This window comes from Pseudomonas sp. AC463 (genome assembly GCF_979253585.1).
On record NZ_CEEDDZ010000003.1, the window covers coordinates 40079 to 60573 of the forward strand.

Genomic DNA, 20495 nt, shown 5'->3' on the forward strand with positions numbered 1-20495 from the left:
AGCGCTTGGCTCAAATGTAAAACTGTTGGCCAATACCACTACTCAACGCCGAAGAAACCCGATGATGCTCAGTATTCTGCATTGGATTAATAACCATCGGGTGGCGGCGCGTTACGCGGTCATACTGTTTGCCGCGCTGGCGGCGTGGGGCACCGGGCAAGCCTATCAGTGGAATATAGAATCAAAGGCCAAAGCAGAGCTGGATGAGAGGGCGATACACGAGGCGGCCGACCTCGAAGATGTGCTGCTCAATGGCAAGGCAATGGGCACGCTATCATTGGCCGGCAAAGCCGACGTGGACATCAAATGCTCAGCGATGGAACTGGACAACCCGAGTTCGCCCGTCGACGGGCAAGCACTTACGAATAAAGCGCTGCAAACCATTGCTTCCAGTGTCGGCGCATCGCAAGCATTTACCGTCAATGCAAACGGCAGGATCAGCGCGGCCTGGGACAGAAATGGCGTTTCGCCCGTGGGCACAGACGTCGGCTTTCGGCCCTATTTCGTGCAAGGCATGAAAGGCAAGGAATCGGCCTTCGCCGGTATCAGCATCACCACGCACCGAAGAGTGTTCTGGATCAGCGCCCCGGTCTATGCAGACTTTTCCGTTTCGAAATCGACCTTGGGCGTAGTGGCTGCGCGCTTCAATGCGGAAATAATGGACCGGTACCTGGACCGAATTCCGAATGCGATCGGCCTGCTAACCACACCGGCAGGTATCGTCTTCGCCTCCAGTGATGAGAAATGGATAGAGCGCTCGATCAAGAAACTCGATGAGCGGGCCCTGGAAACGGTCAGAACGACACACCAGTTCAACCTGCCCTTTTTTGGTCACCAGCCCTTCCCTATCACCGAACTGCATGCCAGGAAAAACACGGTACTGCTGGAGGGTACGCGCTACATCGTTGCCCGTGCGGCAGTGGATTGGAACGATCCCGCCGGCGACTGGCATATCTACTTCCTGGTCAATCTGGATAAAGAAAACCCTGCGTCAATGCTATGGGCAGTGATGCTGTGCGTCTTCGCGGTATTGACCTCGCTGTTGCTGCTCCTGCTCCGCCGGCTGAATGACTACCTGTACAACAAGCGGCGCAGCGTGGAACTGCAGTCGGCCAAAGAGCAAGCCGAAACCGCCACCCAGGCCAAGTCTGTATTCCTGGCGAACATGTCCCATGAAATCAGAACGCCGATGAATACCATCATCGGCATGTCGGGCCTTGTGCTGCAAACCGATCTCGACGAGAAACAGCGCAACTATATTCAAAAGGTCAATCAGTCCGGCGAGCACCTGTTGGAGGTCATCAACGAAATATTGGACTTCAGCAAAATAGAGGCCGGCAAGCTGGAGCTTGAAAACAGCTTGTTTCATGTGAAGGATGTTTTTGAACGCCTGGAGAACCTCACCGGCTTCAAGGCGCAGGCAAAAGAGGTGGCCTTGACCTTCCAGATCAACAGTAATGTGCCTGATGCGTTGTTTGGCGACCCGTTACGCATTGTGCAAGTACTGACCAACCTTACCGATAATGCGATCAAGTTTACGCATGCCGGTGCCGTCACCGTCGGCGTTGATTGCATCGAGTACAGCCAGGGTCTTGCGACGCTGCACTTTTGGGTAAACGACACCGGTATAGGCATCAACAAAAATAACTTTCACAAGCTGTTCGAAAGTTTCAGTCAGGCCGATGCATCAACCACGCGAAAATTTGGCGGTACGGGACTGGGGCTAGTGATATGCAAGAGCCTGGTCACCATGATGGACGGAAACATTTGGGTCGAAAGTGATTTGGGTCAAGGCTCGACGTTCCACATCAACCTGCCGCTACGGGTGGCTGGAGATTGCATATCCAGCTCGGCCAGCAGCGGCATGGAAGAACAGCCGCCCACAGGCGCCTTGAGTTTTGGCACTGAGCTGCGCGGTGCACGGATCCTCCTGGTCGAAGACAACAGACTCAACCAGGAACTGGCGGTTGAAATACTCTCAAGGGCGGGGATCAGCGTTACCGTTGCGCACAATGGCCAGGATGCCATTTCCACCCTGGAGAGAACCCATGACTTTCACTGCATCCTGATGGACTGCCAGATGCCCGTGATGGATGGCTATGCGGCGGCCAGAATCATTAGCCAGAACGCGAGTTTCAAACATATTCCCATCATCGCGATGACAGCGAACATGTTGAAAGGCGACAGGGAAAAATCGCTTGCCGCCGGCATGTGCGATCACCTCGGTAAACCGCTGAGGATCAATGATCTGTTCACGGTGCTGCTGAAGTGGATCACGTTCCGCGGCAACCCCACACCGCAATCAGCCATGAACACAAGGCTCGCCATCGCACATCAAGCGGTTCCCAGCATAGACCTGAAGGCGGGGGTGGAAATAGCCGGCACGCTGGAGCTCTATAAAAGACTGCTCGGGATATTCAGGGAGAACTTTGCCAGCGCCGATCAGCTTGTGGCGGCGCATGCAGCCAAGGATTATGAAAATCTCTTGCAGCAAGCCCATGAGTTAGTCGGCGTAGCCGCCAATATTGCCGCCGCCCCATTGAAGCAGCTAGCAGCCGGCTTGGAAACGGCCTGCGTGCGACGTGATTCGTCAGCGATCAGCCTGATACTTCCAGCACTGTACGGCGAGTTGGAAAGCGTTAATCTGGCCATCACCCAACTGTTGGACTCACAGTCGAGCAACCCGACGCCATGAGGTTATTCCGACCCCATGGATACCCGCGAAAAAGCCCAGGCCATACGGAAAAGAGCGCCGCGGTCAACCCTTCCAAGGCGCTGGTACAACTCAACAAGCCTTAGCAGTTCAGGGTTCACCTCTTTTGAGATCACTTTTTTACGCTCTCCCATCAGTACGTAATAACTATCGACACCCACACTTATCAGATTGGATAGATACCGAACGCTTGGATTAAACGCATGATTCTCATAGCACCATTGTGTGTTACGGGTAATGCCACCCGCCTTGGCCAGTTGCTCTTGGGTCAACTCCAGGCGTTGACGCTCCTCCCTCAACCGCTCGCTACTCCCTGGGATGTTCTTTTTACCCATTGGCTTTCACCCATGCCAATCCCGCGTGCATCAGCAGATTGCGCCCCGCACGGTTAAGGGCCTTGGTATTATCCATAAACTCAGAAACCTCGACTAACTCACAATCGGCCAGCGTAATACCGCGCTCGCCCGTCAGCACATAAAACACGTCGACGCCGAGTTCCGCAGCCTGGTTTAAATACACCGCATCCGCCCTGCCAAGTTCTTTCTCATACTTATATTGTGTATTTCTCGACACGCCTGTCTTTACTGCAAAAACAGACTGACTTATCCCCAGCCGCTCGCGTTCTTTTTTCAAGCGCTCACCAAGCAACATTGCAGCCTCCCATTCTAAACAATCAGTATTGACTGTAAGTTTGTAGGCAAATAGGCAGGAAATCGTTAGAGAAAAAACTAAAAATTATGTTGGCGAACATTAAGCCCCCACACAGACTGTAATCACGCGCGCCGCATGGCAATTAGCAGTTCGGCGCGAAAGGCCGCCAGCAGTTCATCAATACGGCTGTTCCATACCGTCGCTTCTTGTACTTCAGCCTGCACTTCATGGCACAGGTCAAGCAAACCAGATGCCCCGCTACAGGCGAGCCCACCTGACACCCCATGCAACCAATCCCTTAAAGGAGCCAGGCGTTTATCGACCCGTAGTTCCGCCAGCACATTCAAGTCTTCATCCATCTGCGCCTTGAATACCGGCAGGTGCCTTTGTTCCAGTTGGGGAAAATTTGACGTGAGGGAATGACGCGGGTGACCGCACGCCTGTTGCTCAACCACCCTGTCCAATAACCCCGCCAGTTGCGAAAGCGTAATGGGCTTGAGTAGATAATCGGTAAATTCCCAGGCCCCACGCTCTCGAAAGTCACCATCGCGCAGGCTGGCACTGATCGCGTAAACGGGAATCTGTCGATCGATGGCCTTGATGAGCGACAGCACGTCGTAGCCACTCACCCCAGGCATATTAATGTCGGTTATCACAAGGTCCGGCGTCACGCCTTCGAGTAACGCCGCAACCCGCGCGCCACCTCGCGCCGGCACCACCAGAGCACCCAATTGGGTCAGCTGCTCCTGCAGCAATAACAGGCTCAGGGCGTTGTCTTCGACAATCAACACCGTGATGTTTTTCGGGCTATCGGTGGCCACCCTTACACCAGCCCTTCTGCCGTCGCATAGCGGATAAGGTCAGCATTGCTTTGCATATTCAACTTTTTCATGGCGGACTGTTTTTGTGTGGCGACCGTAGTGATCGCCCGGTTCAATCGCTTGGCAATATCGGTAAGCGAAAGGCCTGACGCAAACAAACGGACCACCTCCAATTCCTTCTTACTCAACACGCCCGCCATCTTGGCCTGCGGCAATTCGCGAGTGCCCAGGCGTTCAGCAATAGAAGGGCTGAGCAAGGGAGGTTTATGCCCGCTTGCCAGGCGCCTGCAAATACTCAACAGCGATGCTGCCGCTTCATCTTTGCCGACAATGGCCTGAACGCCCATGTCGACAATCTTGCTCAACACCCCGCCATTGGACACCATGCTGAACACCACAATCGGGATATCCGGGTATTGGCGCCGAATAAATGCCAGCAACGGAAACCCATCATCGCGCGCACTGCCCGCCCCCGGCTTGGACATAACGAAATCCGTCACGACCATATCAACCTCGCCGGTGGCCAGCAGCTGCAGCAGTTCCTCGCCACAACTGGCAGCCCCTACGACAGTAAACTCCCGGGCCTCAGACAGTGATTTTTCCATAGCCAGCAGCACTAAGGGATGGTCGTCGGCGATGACAACACGTAACGGCGCCCGGTTATAAGACATGGATAATTTCACTCATCAGAACATCTAATTGCCAAGGAAACAGGCCACTCATTCGGCCCTCTGTCTTGCGCAGCACTCTGCTTTTGAATGCCTTTAATTATTCGACTCCAGTATAGATAGGTTCTGGCTTGCCATAAAAATTTCCTTGTACGGCCCCACCTGCAAACTTCCCCAACCATACGTCTTGAAGCTGGCTTTCAACTTGCTCGACCACCAGGTCGATTTCCAGAAGCGTGCAAAGAAACCAAGTAGCTTCGATGATACAGCGCTGTTTTCGCCCATAGACTCCTGCCTGAGAGACTGGACAAGCGGGGCTAATCTTTAGCCCGTCGACCTCCAGAAACAGCAATTTCTCCATCGCCATATGTCCGCAAAAAAAATCGTCGAGCACCACGCGGACCCCTCGGCCACGAAGTGCACGTACCACGCCTGGAAGCCCGCCTTGAACGTCCCATGGCATACTTTCGGTTATCTCAAGTTGTAATTTGTCTGCCGGAATGCCGTGCAAACGCAGCTGTGCCAGCACCCCGTTTACAAAATTATCAGGGTCTGCGGCCACCTGACCGGGAGAAAGATTGATCGACATAAACAGGTCATGCATGCCTCGACGGCGAAATGCTGCCAATTGTGCACACGCACTTTTCAACACGTAAGTCCCCAACGCACCGATGCGCCCGGTTCGCTCTGCGAGGGTAATGAACACATCTGGACGGTGCAGGTCCTTTCCACCCCGACGCCAACGCAACAGCGCCTCAAACCCCAGCACCTGTCGCGTAACGGGTGCACAGATAGGCTGATAGAACACAACGAATTCGCCGTGTTTGAGTCCATCATCAATGTCTTGTTCAGTGGGGCCGCCAAGCCTGTTTACAGCCAGCAAAACTTTAGCACTCTCGTTTAAATCACTCATGGCCACGCATCCAATTTCTTACATTTGTATGCCTAACGTATCGCGAATCATGCACGGCCAGAATAGTACTAATTCTAATTAACAAACTTTCACAGCAAAGTTCCAGCAATGACTTTTTTTAGAATTAGTACTATGTCACCCCGCCACAAGTAACGATTGAATAGTCGAGCAACTACTCACCACTAAATAACAGTGTGAGTCCCATTTAATACTTGATTAATACTTGGATTGGTCGACACTATGAACTCGCACAAACACTTAAACCCAACGCATGCTTTCACTTTTGCACGGCATGCACTTAATCGCTTAATTGGCGACAAGCATTCGATCAAACCCCATCAATCATCGACATTTTCAAACCATCAAAAGCCTGTCATTCAATTCAAGTACAGCACGCAGGCATGCACTCTTTCTGTTGTAGGCTTTCTTTTCCTGATCTTTAACGTTTCCAGCGTACAGGCCGAGTCCGTCGTTGAGTACGGGCATTCCGTCCATGCTGAAAATAACTCGACATCCGTCGGAAATAATTCCAGCGCGTATAACAAATCGGTCGTTTTGGGGAGTAACAACATTGCTTATAACGAGTCGATCGCTCAAGGCATTAACAACATCGCTGACCACCAGTCCAGCGCTCATGGCAATAGCGCCAGTGCTGACAGACAGTCCATCGCCCAAGGCAATGACGTCTACGCTGACAACCAGTCCAGCGCCCACGGCAATAAAGCCAATGCTTACAACCAGTCCAGCGCCCACGGCAATGATGTCTACACTGACAACCAGTCCAGCGCCCACGGCAATAAAGCCAATGCTTACAACCAGTCCAGCGCCCACGGTAATACGGCCGACGCTATCAACCAGTCCAGCGCCCACGGCAATGACGTCTACGCTGACAACCAGTCCAGCGCCCACGGCAATTACGCCGACGCTGACAACCAGTCCAGCGCCCACGGCAACCTCACCGCCGCCGACAACCAATCCAGCGCCCACGGCAATCTCGCCGCCGCTGACCACCAGTCAAGCGCTCATGGCAATGTAGTCGGCGCTGACAACCAGTCGATTGCTCAAGGAAATGTAGTCGGCGCTGACAACCAGTCGATTGCTCAAGGAAATGTAGTCGGCGCTGACAAGCAGTCGATTGCTCAAGGAAATATAGTCTCCGCTGACAACCAGTCGATTGCTCAAGGAAATGAAGTCGCCGCTGACAACCAGTCGGTAGCGCTGGGCAATCAAGTAAAAGCAGACAAACGCTCGGTAGCAGTGGGTGAAAAGGCCACCGCCACCGGCGAAAGCAGTCTCGCGCTGGGCAAAAATGCCAAGGCTACTGCCAATAACTCCACCGCGCTGGGCAGTGATTCCGTGGCCGACCGTGCAGACACAGTGTCCATCGGCAGCACAAACCGTGAGCGTCAACTCACCAACGTGGCTGCCGGCACCCAGGCCACCGATGGTGTGAACGTCGCGCAGTTGAACAAGACCGTGGGCCAGGCCAGGGATTACACCGACACGCGCTTCAACCAGCTGAAAAAGGACCTGCACAAACAGGACGATACCCTCAGTGCAGGCATTGCCGGCGCCATGGCGATGGCCAGCCTGCCACAACCGTACGTCGCCGGGGCCAGCTTGACCGGTGTGGGCGTGAGTAACTATCGGGGTCAATCCGCCATCGCGGCAGGTGTCTCGCACGTGTCGGACAATGGTCACTGGGTGAGCAAACTGCAGGCGTCCACCAGCACTCAGGGCGACACAGGGGTGAGTGTAGGGGTTGGCTATCAGTGGTAAGCACCTCTGCCAGCCTGTTGGAAGGCTGAACGGTAAAAACCTGCGAGCTACTTGGCTCGCAGGTTTTTTTGTTTAGCCCAGCTCTCGCGCCAGAAACGGCGCGGTGCGGCTGGTTTTGCTCTTGGCGACTTTTTGTGGCGGCCCACTGGCCACCACCTTCCCGCCCAAATCCCCTGCCCCCGGCCCGATATCGATCACCCAGTCACTCTGGGCCACCACGCGCATTTCATGTTCCACCACGACCACCGTGTGCCCGGCGTCCACCAAGTGGTTGAGTTGGCTGAGCAAGCGGTCGACATCCCGTGGGTGCAAGCCTGTGGTCGGCTCATCCAGCACATACAAGGTGGCGCCGCGGGCATTGCGTTGCAGCTCGGTGGCCAGCTTGATGCGCTGCGCCTCGCCGCCGGAAAGCTCGGTCGCCGGTTGGCCCAGACGCAGATACCCCAGGCCGATATCGCGCAGCGTCTGCAACGAGCGCAGCACGCCAGGTTGTTCGGCAAACACCTCCACCGCCTGTTCCACCGTGAGCCCCAACACTTCGGCGATGTTCAGGCCTTGCCATTTGATCGCCAGGGTCTCGGGGTTATAGCGCGCGCCGTGGCAGGTCGGGCATGGCGCGTACACGCTGGGCATGAACAGCAATTCAACGCTGACAAAGCCCTCGCCTTCGCAATTCGGGCAGCGGCCCTTGGCGACATTGAAGGAAAATTGCCCCGCGTCGTAATCGCGCTTTTTCGCCGCAGCCGTGGCTGCGAACAGTTTGCGCACGTTGTCGAATAACCCGGTGTAGGTCGCCAGGTTCGAGCGCGGGGTGCGGCCAATGGGCTTCTGGTCCACCTGCACCAGGCGGCGGATGTGCTCAAGGCCTGCGCTGATGTGCCCGCCGCTGGTTTGCGGCGCATCATCTTCCAAACTCGGCTCTTCGTCATTTTCCACGCGGCTGCCGAGGCCGCTGCCCACCAGTTCCAGCAGCGCCTGGCTGACCAGGCTGGACTTGCCCGAGCCGGAAATCCCGGTGACGGCTGTAAAGCAGCCCAGAGGGAATTCCACATTCAAATTCTTGAGGTTGTTGCGCGTTACACCTTGCAGGCTCAGCCAGCCGCTGGGTTCGCGGCGCGCCGGGTTCAAAGCGCGCCGTTCGGCAAACAGATATGCCCGGGTTTGCGACGCCTCAACGCCCGCCAAACCGGCCGGCGGCCCGCTGTACAGCACTTGCCCGCCATGCTCGCCGGCGGCCGGGCCGACGTCGATCAGCCAGTCGGCGCGGCGCATGGTTTCCAGGTCATGCTCCACCACAAACAAGGAGTTGCCTGCCGCCTTCAAACGCTCCAGCGCAGTGAACAGCGCTTCGCCATCCGCCGGGTGCAGCCCCGCCGAGGGCTCATCCAGCACGTAGATCACGCCGAACAGCTGCGAGCCCAATTGCGTGGCCAGGCGCAGGCGTTGCAGCTCGCCGGACGACAGGGTCGGCGTGCTGCGCTCCAGGGACAGATAACCCAGGCCCAGCTCGGTCAAGGTGCTCACGCGCTCGAGCAAATCCTCGGCGATACGCTGGGCGGCCAGGCGCTTTTCCACCGACAGTTTCATCTTGTCCTGACCCGCCGCCACCGGCCGCAGCACCTCGGCCAGCCGGGTCAGCGACAGTTGCGCCAACTCACCAATGTCCAGCCCGGCAAACTTCACCGACAACGCGGCCTTGTTCAACCGTTTGCCCTCGCACAACGGGCAGGCGCTGCCCTGCATGAACTGCGACACGCGCTTTTTCATCAGCGCGCTTTGGGTGTGGGTGAAGGTGTGCAGGATATAGCGCCGCGCGCCGCTGAACGTGCCCTGGTAACTCGGCTCCAGCTTGCGCTTTACCGCGTCGCGGGTCTGTTCGGGGGTGAAGCCGGCGTACACAGGGGCGGTGGGGGTTTCTTCGGTGAAGAGAATCCAGTCGCGCTGCTTTTTCGGCAGGTCGCGCCAGGGGATGTCGACGTCATAGCCAAGGGTTACCAGGATGTCGCGCAGGTTCTGCCCCTGCCACGCCAACGGCCAGGCCGCCACGGCGCGTTGGCGAATCGTCAGCGACGGATCCGGCACCATCAGCGCCTCAGTCACCTCATACACGCGGCCCAGGCCGTGGCATTGCGGGCAGGCGCCCTGGGGCAGGTTCGGCGAAAAGTCCTCGGCGTACAGCATCGCCTGCCCCGGCGGGTAGCTGCCGGCGCGCGAATACAGCATACGGATCAGACTCGACAAGGTGGTCACGCTGCCCACCGACGAACGCGCGCTCGGCGTGCCGCGCTGCTGTTGCAGGGCCACGGCCGGTGGCAGGCCTTCGATGGAGTCCACATCCGGCACGCCCACCTGGTCGATCAGCCGCCGTGCATAGGGCGCCACCGACTCGAAATAGCGGCGCTGGGCCTCGGCATACACGGTGGAAAACGCCAGGGATGACTTGCCCGAGCCGGACACGCCGGTAAACACCACCAGGGCATCCCGAGGAATGTCCACATCGACGTTACGCAGGTTGTGTTCGCGGGCGCCACGTACGCGCACAAAACCTGGGCGCTGGGCAGTGATCGGGGGGATGTCGCGCTGTGAAGTCATGGGCAACCTTGATGGGCCGAGAGCACGCTGCGCACCCGTTGCGCCAGGGCTTCGGGGCTGTAGGGCTTGCTCAGCAGGTGAATATCGGGGCTTAGCAGATGGTTGGTCGACAGGATGTCGCGGGTGTGGCCAGAGGTGAACAGCACCGCCACGGGGGGAGATTGCGCGCGGGCCCACTCGGCCAGGTCGGTGCTTTTGGTGCGCCCGGGCATCACCACATCGGTGAAAATCAGCTCCGGTTGCAGGCCGGCTTGCAGCTTGGACATGGCCTGGTCGCCGTCCTCGGCGGTGACCACCGTGTAGCCCGATTCTTCGAGCACTTCCACCACGGTCAGGCGCACGCCTTCATTGTCTTCAACCACCAGGATGGTTTCCTGGCCGCCCACCGGCGCCACAGGCTCGGCCGGCTCTTCCAGGCTTTCTTCGCCAAGGCTGCGCGGGAAGTACAACTGCACCACCGTGCCCTGGCCGACTTCGCTGCTGACCTCCACATGCCCGCCGCTTTGGCGCACAAAGCCGAACACCATGCTCAGGCCCAGGCCGGTGCCATGGCCGTCACGCTTGGTGGTGAAAAACGGTTCGAACACCTTCGCGCGGATCGCCGGCGGCATGCCCACGCCGGTGTCGGTCACCGCCAGGCGCACGTACTCGCCGGGGCTGACGCTTTTGCCCACGCAATCGTCGGGGTTGAGGATGATGTTTTCGCCGCTGATGCGAATCACGCCCTCGCCTTTCATGGCGTCGCGGGCATTGATCGCCAGGTTGAGCAGCGCGTTTTCCAACTGGTTGCGGTCAACGTTGATGCACCAGGACTCAACGGGCAATTGCACATCGATATGAATGGTTTCGCCCAGCGCACGTTGCAGCAGTTCGCCGAGGCCGGCGTAGATGCGCTGCGGGTTATACACCGCCGGCGACAACGGCTGGCGCCGTGCAAACGCCAGCAGTTGCGCCGACAGCTTGGCGCCACGCTCCACGGCCGCAATGGCGGCACTGACGCGGCGCTGCACCTGGGCGTTATCCGGCTCGTGGCGGGCGAGCAAATGCAGATTGCCGGAGATCACTTGCAGCAGGTTATTGAAGTCATGGGCCACGCCGCCGGTGAGGCCGCCGATGGCTTCCAGCTTCTGCGACTGGCGCAGTTGCTCTTCCGCGGCAGAGCGCGCCTGTACTTCGGCGGCCACGCGTTGTTCAAGGTTGTGGGTGAGTTCCTGACGCACGCGCTCGGAATGCACGTGCTCGGTGGTCTCCACTACGATCGCCAGCACCCCGGCCGGTTGCTGGTTATCGCCGGCGACGGGGCTGTAATACAGGTCCAGCCACACGGTTTCAGGCTTGCCGTTGCGCAGCAGCACCAGGTCCTTGTTGTTGAACGACAAGGTGCCGCCGGCCAGGCAGGTGTCCATCACGTGGCGGTTGAAATCAGCCACTTCCGGCCAGCCCAGGGCGACTTGCGTACCCAGCAAATACGGGTGCCGACCGCCGGCAAACACCGAATAGCTGTCGTTGTAGATCATGTAGCCCATCGGCCCCCACAACATCACCATGGGCACCGGCGAGGCCAGCATCAGTTGCACGGTACAGGCCAGGCTGGTGGACCATTGATCGAGTGGGCCGAGGTCGGTAGTCGACCAGTCGAACGCGCGAATCCGCTGGGCCATTTCGCCGGCCCAACCTTCACAGCCATGGGGGTTGGATAAAAATTGCATCGTTTGACTCTGCGCAAAAGAGAAGACAGCCGCAAAATTTGGAGCGCGCCGAAGGCGAATCGTTTCATCTTGTATAACTTAGGGGCAGTCGTCGTACAAGTCACTGACGTCAGTGAAAATCCCGGCTGCGCACGTTGATCCCTTCCAGCAGCGGCGTCAGGTCGGTGAGGCGCCCGGCGATCAGGTGTCGCACCTCGCCCACCGCCTCCCAGCGCCCATCCACCTTGAGCAGCCGCGAGCCCACCAGCGCCTGGCGTTGGCGCTCGGCCAGGTCGCGCCAGACCACCACATTGAGGTTGCCGAATTCATCCTCCAGCGTAACAAAGGTCACCCCGCTGGCCGTGCCCGGGCGCTGCCGACCGGTGACCAGCCCGGCCACGCTGACATTGCGCCCATGCTCCACCGCCATCAGCTCCACGGAGCTGCGGCAACGTCGCTTGCGCAACTCGGCCCGCAACAACGCCAGCGGATGCGGGCCAAGGGTGGTGCCAAGCATGGCGTAATCGGCCTGCAAGTCCTCACCCACCGTGGGCGACGGCAGTTCCACCACGGCTTCGTCGGGGCTGGGCAGGCCCGCGAACAAGCCCAACTGCTTATGCACCCCCGCCACTTCCCAGCGTGCCGAATGCCGGTTGCCGGCCAACGCGCGCAAGGCCCCGGCATCCGCCAGCAATGCCTGGGCGCGGGCATCCAGCCCGGCGCGCGCGTCGAGGTCGGCAATGTCGCTGAACGTGCAGCGTTGACGCGCCGCTTCGAGGCGCCGCCCATCCTCTTCGCGAAACCCGGTGATCATGCGCAAGCCCAGGCGAATCGCCGGTTGCGCACCGTCGATGGGCTCCAGGCTGCAATCCCAGTCACTGGCCAGCACGTCCACCGGGCGAATCTGCAAGCGATGGCGCCGCGCGTCCTGCAGGATCTGGTCCGGGCTGTAGAACCCCATAGGCCAGCTGTTGATCAGCGCACAGGCGAAGGCCGCCGGTTCATGGCACTTGAGCCAGCAACTGGCGTAGGTCAGCAGGGCAAAACTGGCCGCGTGAGACTCGGGAAAACCATAGCTGCCAAAGCCCTTGATCTGCTCGAAGATCTGCGCAGCAAACGCTTCGGTGTAGCCATTTTTCAGCATGCCGGCGCGCAGGCGGGCCTGGTGCGGTTCCAGGCCACCGTGGCGCTTCCAGGCGGCCATGGAGCGGCGCAACTGATCGGCCTCGCCGGGGCCATAGTCGGCGGCGACCATGGCAATCTGCATCACCTGCTCCTGAAACAATGGAATGCCCAGGGTGCGTTTAAGCACCGTTTCCAGCTCTGGCGACGGATAAGTGGTCTCCTCCTCCTTGTTCCGCCGCCGCAGATACGGATGCACCATGCCGCCCTGGATCGGCCCCGGCCGCACAATCGCCACTTCGATCACCAAGTCATAAAACGTCTGCGGCTTGAGCCGGGGCAGCATCGACATCTGCGCCCGCGACTCGATCTGGAACACGCCGATGGTGTCGGCCTTGCTGATCATCGCGTAGGTGGCCGGGTCTTCCTTGGGGATCGTCGCCAGGGCCAGGTCCTGGTTGCGATGGCGGCGCAGCAAGTCGAAACAGCGGCGGATCGCACTGAGCATGCCCAGGGCGAGGATATCCACCTTGAGCAGGCCTACGGCGTCGAGGTCGTCCTTGTCCCACTGGATGATGGTGCGCTCGGCCATGGCGGCGTTTTCCACCGGCACCAGAGTGTCCAGCGGGTATTCGGAAATCACGAAGCCGCCAGGGTGCTGGGACAGGTGCCGCGGGAAGCCGATCAGTTGCTGGGTCAGGGTAAGCACGCGGCGCAGGATCGGGCTGTCGGGGTCGAAGCCGCCTTCACGCAGGCGCTCCAGGGGCGGCGCGTCATCGCTCCAGCGCCCGCAGCAGTCGGCCAGGGCGTTGATCTGGTCTGGCGGCAAGCCGAGGGCCTTGGCCACATCGCGCACCGCACCGGCCGCGTGGTAACTGCTGACCACCGCCGTCAGCGCCGCGCGGGTGCGGCCGTAGCGCTCGAACACGTATTGCAGCACTTCTTCGCGGCGTTCGTGTTCGAAATCCACGTCGATGTCCGGCGGCTCGTTGCGCTCGCGGGAGAGAAAGCGCTCGAACAGCATGTCGCTCAGGCTGGGGTCGATCTCGGTGATGCCCAAGGCAAAACACACTGCCGAGTTGGCCGCCGAGCCCCGGCCCTGACACAGGATCGAACGGCTGCGGGCGAAGCGCACGATGTCATGCACCGTGAGGAAATAACTTTCGTAGCCCAGCTCGCTGATCAACGCCAACTCCTTGCTGATCTGCTGCAAGGTCTTGGCATCCACCCCTTGCGGCCAGCGATGGGCGATACCTTCTTCGGTCACGTGGCGCAGCCAGGATTGCGCGTCATGGCCGGTGGGCACCAGCTCGCGGGGGTAGTGGTAGCGCAACTGGCTGAGGTCGAAGGTGCAGCGTTGCGCGATGGCCAGGGTTTCGTCGCGCAGCGCGGGCGGGTACAGCGCGGCCAGGGCATCGAGGCTGCGCAGATGCCGCTCGCCATTGGGGTGCAGGCGCGTACCGGCTTCGGCCACCGGCACGTGATGGCGGATGGCGGTCATGGTGTCTTGCAGCGCCCGGCGACCGCGCGCATGCATGTGCACATCGCCGCAGGCCACCGCCGGAATGTTCAAACTGGCGGCCAGTTGCAGGCGTTGCTGCAGATGGCGCGCATCATCCTGGCCGCAGTGCAGGTGCACCGCCAGCCACAGGCGTTCGGCGAAGGTTTCGCGCAGCCATTGGATCTCGGCCTGGGTGTCGCGATCCTCCGCCACCCATAGCGCCAGCAGGCCGGGCATGGGTTGGTCGAAGTCTGCCTGCAACAGGCGATAGCTGCCCTTTTCGGCGCGCCGCCGGGCCAGGGTAATCAAGCGGCACAGGTGTTGATAGCCGCTGAGGTCTTCCACCAGCAGCACCAGTTTCGGGCCGTTTTCGAGGCGCATCTCGCTGCCGATAATCAGCGGCAACTCCACCGCCTTCGCCGCCTGCCAGGCGCGCACGATGCCTGCCAGGGTGCATTCATCGGTTATAGCCAGCGCGCTGTAGCCCTGGCGCTTGGCCCGTTCGAACAACTCCAGCGCGCTGGAGGCGCCGCGCTGGAAACTGAAATTGGACAGGCAATGCAACTCGGCATAACTCATGCGAACCAGCCTTGCAGCCACAGCCCGTCGCTTTGGCCCACGCTGCGATAGGCCCAGCCTTGCTGGCCGGCGCGGGTCTGGATCAGGTAGTAATCGCGGCGGACATCGGCGCCGTCCCACCAGCCGGATTCGATCCGCTCCGGGCCCATCAATATCTGCACGCCCTGCTCGGCCAGCAAGGTCGGTTCATGCAGCAACCAGCCGGGGCGCTGCACCTTGTTCAAGGTTGGGCAGGCGCGGCTGTCGGCCGCGGCTTGCCAGGCGCATTCGGGGCGGTGGTCGGCGTGAAAGCGCAGGCCTTGCACGGCCTCGTCGCCCAGCCTTGCACGCAGGCGTTCGCGCAGTTGCTCCCAGGGCAAGGTCTGTTGCGGGCGGTCGTCGAACAGGTCCTGGCGTTGCGGCACGAACACCGGCAGGTCCTGGGCCACCAGGCGAAAGCCGCGCACGGGTGAGCTGACTTGCACCTGTTCCAGGCGCCCTCGGGCCAGTTCGAACAGCATCGCCGGTTCACGCTCGGCACTCAGCAGGCCAACCTTGATCACGCTGTCCGGCGCCTGGGCATGTTCCAGGTGCAGGTCGAAACACTGCACGCCACTGTCGCGCCCGCAGAGGAACGCGGACAGATCGCCGGTCAAGCGGCGTAAGGGAAACAACAAGGCCTGGTGGGATTGCACATCGAAATTCAACTCGATGCGCACGTCGAACTGGTCCGGCGGCTGGTAGAACGCCAGTGCCAAGGGCCGCTGCCCGGCCAGGGCATCCAGGTGTTTGAGCAGCGTGGCGTCAAAGCGCCGCGCCAGGGTATGCCGGGGCAACGCCTGCACTTGGGCCAGGGTGCGCAAGCCCATGCGCGCCAAGGCCGTGGCGGCCTGCGGTTCAAGGCCGGCGCGGTCGATGGGCAGCGGCGCCAGGGCCGGCATCAAGGCCTCATCGTCGACGGCCAGGCCATCGTAGATATTCGCCAGCACCCGTGCGGCCGCCGGGTTGGGCGCGGCGACGATGCGGTGGCGAAAACCCAGCTCGGTCAGCTCCTTGCGCAAGCGCGCCTCGAACTGCGGCCAGGGCCCGAACAGGCCCAGGCTCGACTCGATCTCGAACAGCAACGCACGCGGGTAATACACGCTGACCTGGGAGCTGAAACGGTAGGCCCAGGCGGCTAGAAACTGCTGCCAGCGCTCGATATCCACGGGGTCGTATTCGGCGCAGGTAAAGGTCTTGGCCAGGGCCTGCGCCGCCGTCAGGGACTGCCCGGGGCGCAGGCCCAAGGCACGCGCAGCCTCATTGACGGTTTGCAGCACGCGCCGCTGCGGCGTGCCGGCCAGCAGTGCCAGCGGCTGATCCGGTTCAGGGTGCAGACGCTGCACCCCGTTCAGCGCCAATTGCGGGAACACAATACACACCCAGCGCATGGCAACCTCAGTGCCCCGCCAGTGCAATCGGCGCCGGGTGGGCCAAACCGCCCCGGCACTTGAGCACGCGCACTTGCGCAGGTTTTGTCTCGACCGCCAGGCGCAAGGCGGCGGGCGATGCGTTGATCGCTTCGCCCAAGGCACGCCAGGCAAACGCCAGGGTCTGGCCGGTTTCGGCGGCCACCTGCAAGCGCCGCAGTGCGCGGTCATCGGCCTTGCGCGGCCAGCACAGCACCGCGCCGCAACTGCCCGAACGCAGGCATTGCTCCACCGCCCACAGTGCATCGCGCTCCTCGGCCTGCACCACCGACAGCTGGCGCAAGTCCACCCCGGCGTTCTGCCAGGCATGGGGATACGGCGTGTAGGGCGGCGCCACCAGCACAATGCGCTCACCGGCCTTTGACAAGCGCGCCAGGGTCGGCAGCACCAGTTGCAACTCGCCCACGCCCTCCCTGGCCATCAGGATTTCGCTCAAGGCCGCTTCCGGCCAGCCGCCCGTGGGCAGCACCGCGTCCAGCGCCGCCAGCCCGGTGGGGTGCACACTGGCCGGCGGCGCGGCAGGCCGGCCCTTCCAGACGCGGCCGCCGTTGAACAGCGTATCCAGCGCAACCACGGCGCCCATCACCCTTGCCTCACCAGGCCGCAGAACACGCCTTCGATGGCCAGGTCCTGGTCAGGGCCCACCACGATGGGTTGGTACGCGGGGTTGCGTGGCAACAGGCGCACATGGTCGCCGTGGCGTTCGAAACGCTTGATGGTGACTTCGCCGTCCAGGCGCGCCACCACGATCTGCCCGTTCAAGGCCTCGGCGCTGCGGCGTACGCCGACCAGGTCACCGTCGAGGATGCCGTCCTCGATCATCGAATCGCCCTGGACCCGCAGCAGGTAGTCCGGGGTTTTCGCGAAAGTGGCGGGGTCGAGTTGCAGGCGGTTGTGCACTTCGGCATCGGCGCCGATGGGCAGGCCGGCGGCGACTCGGCCAAGCACGGGGATATCCAGCCATTCGGGGCGTGGAGGTTGGTTGAGCAGGCGGATGCCGCGCGCCTGGTTGGGGTTGACCTCGATAAAGCCGGCTTCGGTCAGGGCCACCACGTGTTTACGCGCAACGCTACGCGAGGCGAAACCAAACGCCTCGGCGATCTCGGCGAGGCTGGGGGGCTGGCCTTGTTGCGCGATACGGTCGCGGATGAAGGTCAGGATGGCGGTGCGGCGGGGGGTCAGGGTCGTCATGGAGTACATTTGTACTCTTGTGAGATATTTCTGACAATAGCCGGCAGTCGGGGGGGGGGTGGCTGGACCTGGAGCCGACCGGCACTTCATAAGTGAACCGAGTCAAAAATGTGGGAGGGGCTTGCCCCCGATGAGGATGTGTCAGTTGATAAATGTGTAACTGACTCACTGCCATCGGGGGCAAGCCCCCTCCCACATGTTTGATCGCCTCACCACCCCTCTTTCAACATCCGCAACTCCAGATGCTGCAACAGCATGATGGTCTTCCCATCCACAATCTCCCCGTCCTGCACCATCGCCAAGGCCTGCTCAAACCCCAGCTCCAGCACCTCGATATCCTCGCCCTCCTCCTCCAGCCCACCACCAACGCCCACGCGATCCCCCGGCTGATACTCACCGATAAAAAAGTGAATCCGCTCAGTCACCGAGCCCGGGCTCATGAACGCCGCGTAGATCTTCTCCACATGCCCCACGCGATACCCCGTCTCTTCCTCGGCTTCCAGGCGAATGCGCTCCTCGGGGCTGGCGTTATCCAGCAACCCCGCCGCCGCTTCGATCAGGTAACCGGGGTAATCGTTGACGAACGTGGGCATGCGGAACTGGCGAATCAGCAACACCGTGCGTTGCTCGCGGTTGTACAGCAGGAGGGTCGCGCCGTTGCCGCGGTCGTATACCTCGCGGGTCTGGGCTTGCCAGCTGCCGTCGCGGCGGCGCAGGTCGAAGCTGTATTTTTTCAGCAGGTACCAGTTATCCGAGAGGGTCTCCTCGGCGGTGATGCGAATGGGGCTGTTGTCCATGGTCAGTACTGTGCTCTTGGAAATAATCGGGTTCATGCTTGTTTGATGCGATGCCACTCAGCCGCAACCTCTTGCGCACTGCCCGCCTTGATCCGTGCCAGATCGCGCGGGTAATCCACACCAGGGTTTTCCGTGAAACGCGTGGCGGTGAATTGACCGTTGCTGGCCCGCAGGATATAGCCCGTGTCCTCGCACTGCGTTGACGCAAGAAACAACACCCCCGGCGCCACCCACTCTGGCTTGAGTTCATCCGGTTCACCGACCACGCCCCACATGCGGGTTTTGGCTACCGGCGAAATGGCGTTGACTCGAATCCCGGCCTGCGCACCTTCATGGCTCAGTGCATTCATGATCCCCAGTTGCGCCATCTTGCCGGCGCTGTAGGCCACCAGCCCGGCCTGCTCATATTGCGCGTACATGGCCCGGTCGGAGGTAGTGAGGATGATGCGCGGCGCAGATGAGCGCAGCAGGTGCGGCCAGGCGTGTTTGCACAACCACAGCGGCGCGTACAGGTTGATGTCCATGGCGCGTTGCAGGAACGCGACGTCAAGGTCTGCAATGTTCTGGTAACCCACCCAACCGGCGTTATGGATCAGGATATCGAGCTGCCCGAATGCCTCGATGGCATACGCAATCAGTTGCCGGCAGCCTTCATTCGTGGACAGGTCACCGCCATGCCCGATCACTGCCAGCCCTTCGGCCTGCAAGGTCTTGGCCGCCGTTTCTACCACCGAGGCGTCGTTGCCGGCACCGGTGTTATCGGCACCGATATCGCTGATCACCACCCGCGCACCCGCCAGGGCCAGCGCCCGCGCATAGCTGAGCCCCAACCCGCGCGCGCCACCGGTGACAATGGCGGTTTTACCTGTGAAATCCATGTGCTTATTCTCCCGTGTGACTGCCCACCCTAACAACCCGGGCGCGTGGTGTTCAATGCTGTAACACTTTGCAAGCAATCGCCGTGGGCGGCCGTCGAATTAATTCCTGCCTGTGTGGGGCATCTGGTAAAACCCGTGCTTCACCTTTGCCCTGGAACCTTCATGTCTTCTCGTTTTCTGTCTCGCCTGAGCCTGCGCTGGTTTCCCTTGCTGTGCATGGCGCTGTTGATCGTCGGCCTGCCGGTGGGTTGCGCCGCGCTGCAACACAAGGAGCGCGAGCTGGTGTTTCGCATCGAGCCCGGCACCGCCAGCTGGTACAGCGGCTTGCCCAAGGCGGTGCAGGAATTCGAACTCAAGCCCAGCAGTTTCAAATCGGGGCAGAACATTCATGGCTGGTGGTACCCGGCGGCAAACAAGGATGCCCCGGCGATCCTCTACCTGCATGGCGTGCGCTGGAATCTCACCGGGCAGCTGTTTCGCATCGAGCAATTGCACGCACTCGGCTACTCGGTGCTGGCCATCGACTATCGCGGCTTTGGCCAAAGCCAGGGCGAGCTGCCGTCGGAAACCACGGTATACGAAGACGCGCGCATTGCCTGGGAACGCTTCCAGGTGTTGCAACCCGACCCGAGCAAGCGCCTGATCTACGGGCACTCCCTGGGCGGCGCGGTGGCTATCGACCTGGCTGTGGAGCTGGGCAAGCAAACCCCGCTGCCGGTGCGCGGGCTGGTGATCGAGTCGACCTTTACGTCCCTGGCAGATGTCGCCACGGCGGTGGCCAACACCTCGTTGCCGGTGCGCTGGTTGCTGTCGCAGAAGTTCGACTCCATCGACAAGATTGCCGACGTGCATATGCCACTGCTGGTGGTGCATGGCCTCGCCGATCAGTACGTGCCACCGCGTTTCAGCCAGCAGTTGTTTGAAGCCGCGCGCGAACCCAAGCGCTTGCTGCTGGTACCCGGCGCCACGCATAACAACAGCATGAGCCTGGCCGGTCGCAACTATCGCCAGGCACTCGACAACCTGATGCAGGCGACGATGCCCGCGCAGGTGGTAACGCACTCCACAGGTCGTAACGGCGACTCGTAAAAGTGCTTTTCGGCACTGGGTTCGCGCTTGGCTGTCAAGCGCAAACCCTGCCCATGCTGGCCCGC

Annotated in this window: 16 protein-coding genes; 3 read left to right on the top strand and 13 right to left on the bottom strand. The window is 60.8% G+C overall.

Annotated elements, in window-relative coordinates; all coding sequences use genetic code 11:
* Window positions 1-64: 64 nt before the first annotated feature.
* The gene (locus AC0IYH_RS04190) at window positions 65-2695 is read left to right on the top strand and encodes an ATP-binding protein (protein ID WP_471833037.1); all 2631 of its coding nucleotides are present in this window, start codon (window positions 65-67) and stop codon (window positions 2693-2695) included.
* Between the two features lie 2 nt (window positions 2696-2697).
* Here AC0IYH_RS04190 and AC0IYH_RS04195 read toward each other — a convergent pair whose 3' ends face one another.
* From AC0IYH_RS04195 to AC0IYH_RS04215, 5 genes are all read right to left on the bottom strand, one after another.
* Window positions 2698-3048: a helix-turn-helix domain-containing protein gene (locus AC0IYH_RS04195; RefSeq protein WP_471833038.1), complete on the bottom strand. Its 351-nt coding sequence runs from the start codon at window positions 3046-3048 to the stop codon at window positions 2698-2700.
* On the bottom strand, window positions 3041-3364 hold the full coding sequence (locus AC0IYH_RS04200; protein ID WP_122771849.1) for a helix-turn-helix domain-containing protein: 324 nt from the start codon (window positions 3362-3364) through the stop codon (window positions 3041-3043). The genes AC0IYH_RS04195 and AC0IYH_RS04200 overlap by 8 nt, the downstream gene beginning before the upstream one ends.
* A gap of 122 nt (window positions 3365-3486) precedes the next feature.
* A complete protein-coding gene (locus tag AC0IYH_RS04205) occupies window positions 3487-4185 on the bottom strand; it encodes a response regulator (protein ID WP_122771848.1) in 699 nt (232 codons plus the stop codon).
* Between the two features lie 2 nt (window positions 4186-4187).
* Complete coding sequence (locus AC0IYH_RS04210) at window positions 4188-4856, bottom strand: response regulator transcription factor (protein WP_122771847.1); 669 nt, start codon at window positions 4854-4856, stop codon at window positions 4188-4190.
* A gap of 97 nt (window positions 4857-4953) precedes the next feature.
* A complete protein-coding gene (locus tag AC0IYH_RS04215) occupies window positions 4954-5766 on the bottom strand; it encodes an EAL domain-containing protein (RefSeq protein ID WP_122771846.1) in 813 nt (270 codons plus the stop codon).
* 240 nt (window positions 5767-6006) lie between these two features.
* Between AC0IYH_RS04215 and AC0IYH_RS04220 the strand changes: the two genes are divergently transcribed.
* Window positions 6007-7545, top strand: coding sequence for a YadA family autotransporter adhesin (locus AC0IYH_RS04220; RefSeq protein ID WP_471833039.1), 1539 nt, complete (start codon window positions 6007-6009; stop codon window positions 7543-7545).
* A gap of 72 nt (window positions 7546-7617) precedes the next feature.
* On the opposite strand, the gene uvrA is transcribed toward AC0IYH_RS04220, so the two are convergent.
* The 8 genes from uvrA to AC0IYH_RS04260 all read right to left on the bottom strand — a co-directional run bounded on the left by uvrA (window position 7618) and on the right by AC0IYH_RS04260 (window position 19341).
* Window positions 7618-10137 carry an excinuclease ABC subunit UvrA gene (gene uvrA, locus AC0IYH_RS04225; protein ID WP_471833040.1) on the bottom strand — a complete coding sequence of 840 codons (2520 nt, stop codon included), beginning with the start codon at window positions 10135-10137 and terminating at the stop codon, window positions 7618-7620.
* Window positions 10134-11846, bottom strand: a complete 1713-nt coding sequence (locus AC0IYH_RS04230; RefSeq protein ID WP_471833041.1) for an ATP-binding protein — start codon at window positions 11844-11846, stop codon at window positions 10134-10136. The genes uvrA and AC0IYH_RS04230 overlap by 4 nt, the downstream gene beginning before the upstream one ends.
* A gap of 109 nt (window positions 11847-11955) precedes the next feature.
* Window positions 11956-15048: an error-prone DNA polymerase gene (locus tag AC0IYH_RS04235; protein WP_471833042.1), complete on the bottom strand. Its 3093-nt coding sequence runs from the start codon at window positions 15046-15048 to the stop codon at window positions 11956-11958.
* Complete coding sequence (locus tag AC0IYH_RS04240) at window positions 15024-16436, bottom strand: Y-family DNA polymerase (protein WP_471833043.1); 1413 nt, start codon at window positions 16434-16436, stop codon at window positions 15024-15026. Before AC0IYH_RS04240 ends, AC0IYH_RS04235 begins: the two co-directional genes overlap by 25 nt.
* A gap of 7 nt (window positions 16437-16443) precedes the next feature.
* Complete coding sequence (imuA, locus tag AC0IYH_RS04245; protein WP_116628885.1) at window positions 16444-17058, bottom strand: translesion DNA synthesis-associated protein ImuA; 615 nt, start codon at window positions 17056-17058, stop codon at window positions 16444-16446.
* Entirely contained in the window at window positions 17058-17675 is a 618-nt protein-coding gene (gene lexA / locus AC0IYH_RS04250) for a transcriptional repressor LexA (RefSeq protein ID WP_471833044.1), read from the bottom strand. Before lexA ends, imuA begins: the two co-directional genes overlap by 1 nt.
* Window positions 17676-17875: 200 nt before the next feature.
* Complete coding sequence (locus AC0IYH_RS04255; RefSeq protein WP_122772284.1) at window positions 17876-18463, bottom strand: NUDIX domain-containing protein; 588 nt, start codon at window positions 18461-18463, stop codon at window positions 17876-17878.
* Between the two features lie 32 nt (window positions 18464-18495).
* Window positions 18496-19341 (bottom strand): SDR family NAD(P)-dependent oxidoreductase, encoded by an 846-nt coding sequence (locus AC0IYH_RS04260; protein WP_471833045.1) that lies wholly within the window; start codon window positions 19339-19341, stop codon window positions 18496-18498.
* A 162-nt stretch (window positions 19342-19503) separates the two neighbouring features.
* On the opposite strand from AC0IYH_RS04260, the gene AC0IYH_RS04265 reads away from it, so the two are divergent.
* The gene (locus AC0IYH_RS04265; RefSeq protein WP_116628882.1) at window positions 19504-20430 is read left to right on the top strand and encodes an alpha/beta hydrolase; all 927 of its coding nucleotides are present in this window, start codon (window positions 19504-19506) and stop codon (window positions 20428-20430) included.
* Window positions 20431-20495 lie beyond the last annotated feature (65 nt).

Bases quoted from the DNA above. Each gene is read 5' to 3' on its own strand.
- AC0IYH_RS04190 (WP_471833037.1), top strand. From the start codon at position 65: ATGCTCAGTATTCTGCATTGGATTAATAACCATCGGGTGGCGGCGCGT.
- AC0IYH_RS04195 (WP_471833038.1), bottom strand. From the start codon at position 3,048: ATGGGTAAAAAGAACATCCCAGGGAGTAGCGAGCGGTTGAGGGAGGAG.
- AC0IYH_RS04200 (WP_122771849.1), bottom strand. From the start codon at position 3,364: ATGTTGCTTGGTGAGCGCTTGAAAAAAGAACGCGAGCGGCTGGGGATA.
- AC0IYH_RS04210 (WP_122771847.1), bottom strand. From the start codon at position 4,856: ATGTCTTATAACCGGGCGCCGTTACGTGTTGTCATCGCCGACGACCAT.
- AC0IYH_RS04215 (WP_122771846.1), bottom strand. From the start codon at position 5,766: ATGAGTGATTTAAACGAGAGTGCTAAAGTTTTGCTGGCTGTAAACAGG.
- AC0IYH_RS04220 (WP_471833039.1), top strand. From the start codon at position 6,007: ATGAACTCGCACAAACACTTAAACCCAACGCATGCTTTCACTTTTGCA.
- uvrA (WP_471833040.1), bottom strand. From the start codon at position 10,137: ATGACTTCACAGCGCGACATCCCCCCGATCACTGCCCAGCGCCCAGGT.
- AC0IYH_RS04230 (WP_471833041.1), bottom strand. From the start codon at position 11,846: ATGCAATTTTTATCCAACCCCCATGGCTGTGAAGGTTGGGCCGGCGAA.
- AC0IYH_RS04240 (WP_471833043.1), bottom strand. From the start codon at position 16,436: ATGCGCTGGGTGTGTATTGTGTTCCCGCAATTGGCGCTGAACGGGGTG.
- imuA (WP_116628885.1), bottom strand. From the start codon at position 17,058: ATGGGCGCCGTGGTTGCGCTGGATACGCTGTTCAACGGCGGCCGCGTC.
- lexA (WP_471833044.1), bottom strand. From the start codon at position 17,675: ATGTACTCCATGACGACCCTGACCCCCCGCCGCACCGCCATCCTGACC.
- AC0IYH_RS04255 (WP_122772284.1), bottom strand. From the start codon at position 18,463: ATGGACAACAGCCCCATTCGCATCACCGCCGAGGAGACCCTCTCGGAT.
- AC0IYH_RS04260 (WP_471833045.1), bottom strand. From the start codon at position 19,341: ATGGATTTCACAGGTAAAACCGCCATTGTCACCGGTGGCGCGCGCGGG.
- AC0IYH_RS04265 (WP_116628882.1), top strand. From the start codon at position 19,504: ATGTCTTCTCGTTTTCTGTCTCGCCTGAGCCTGCGCTGGTTTCCCTTG.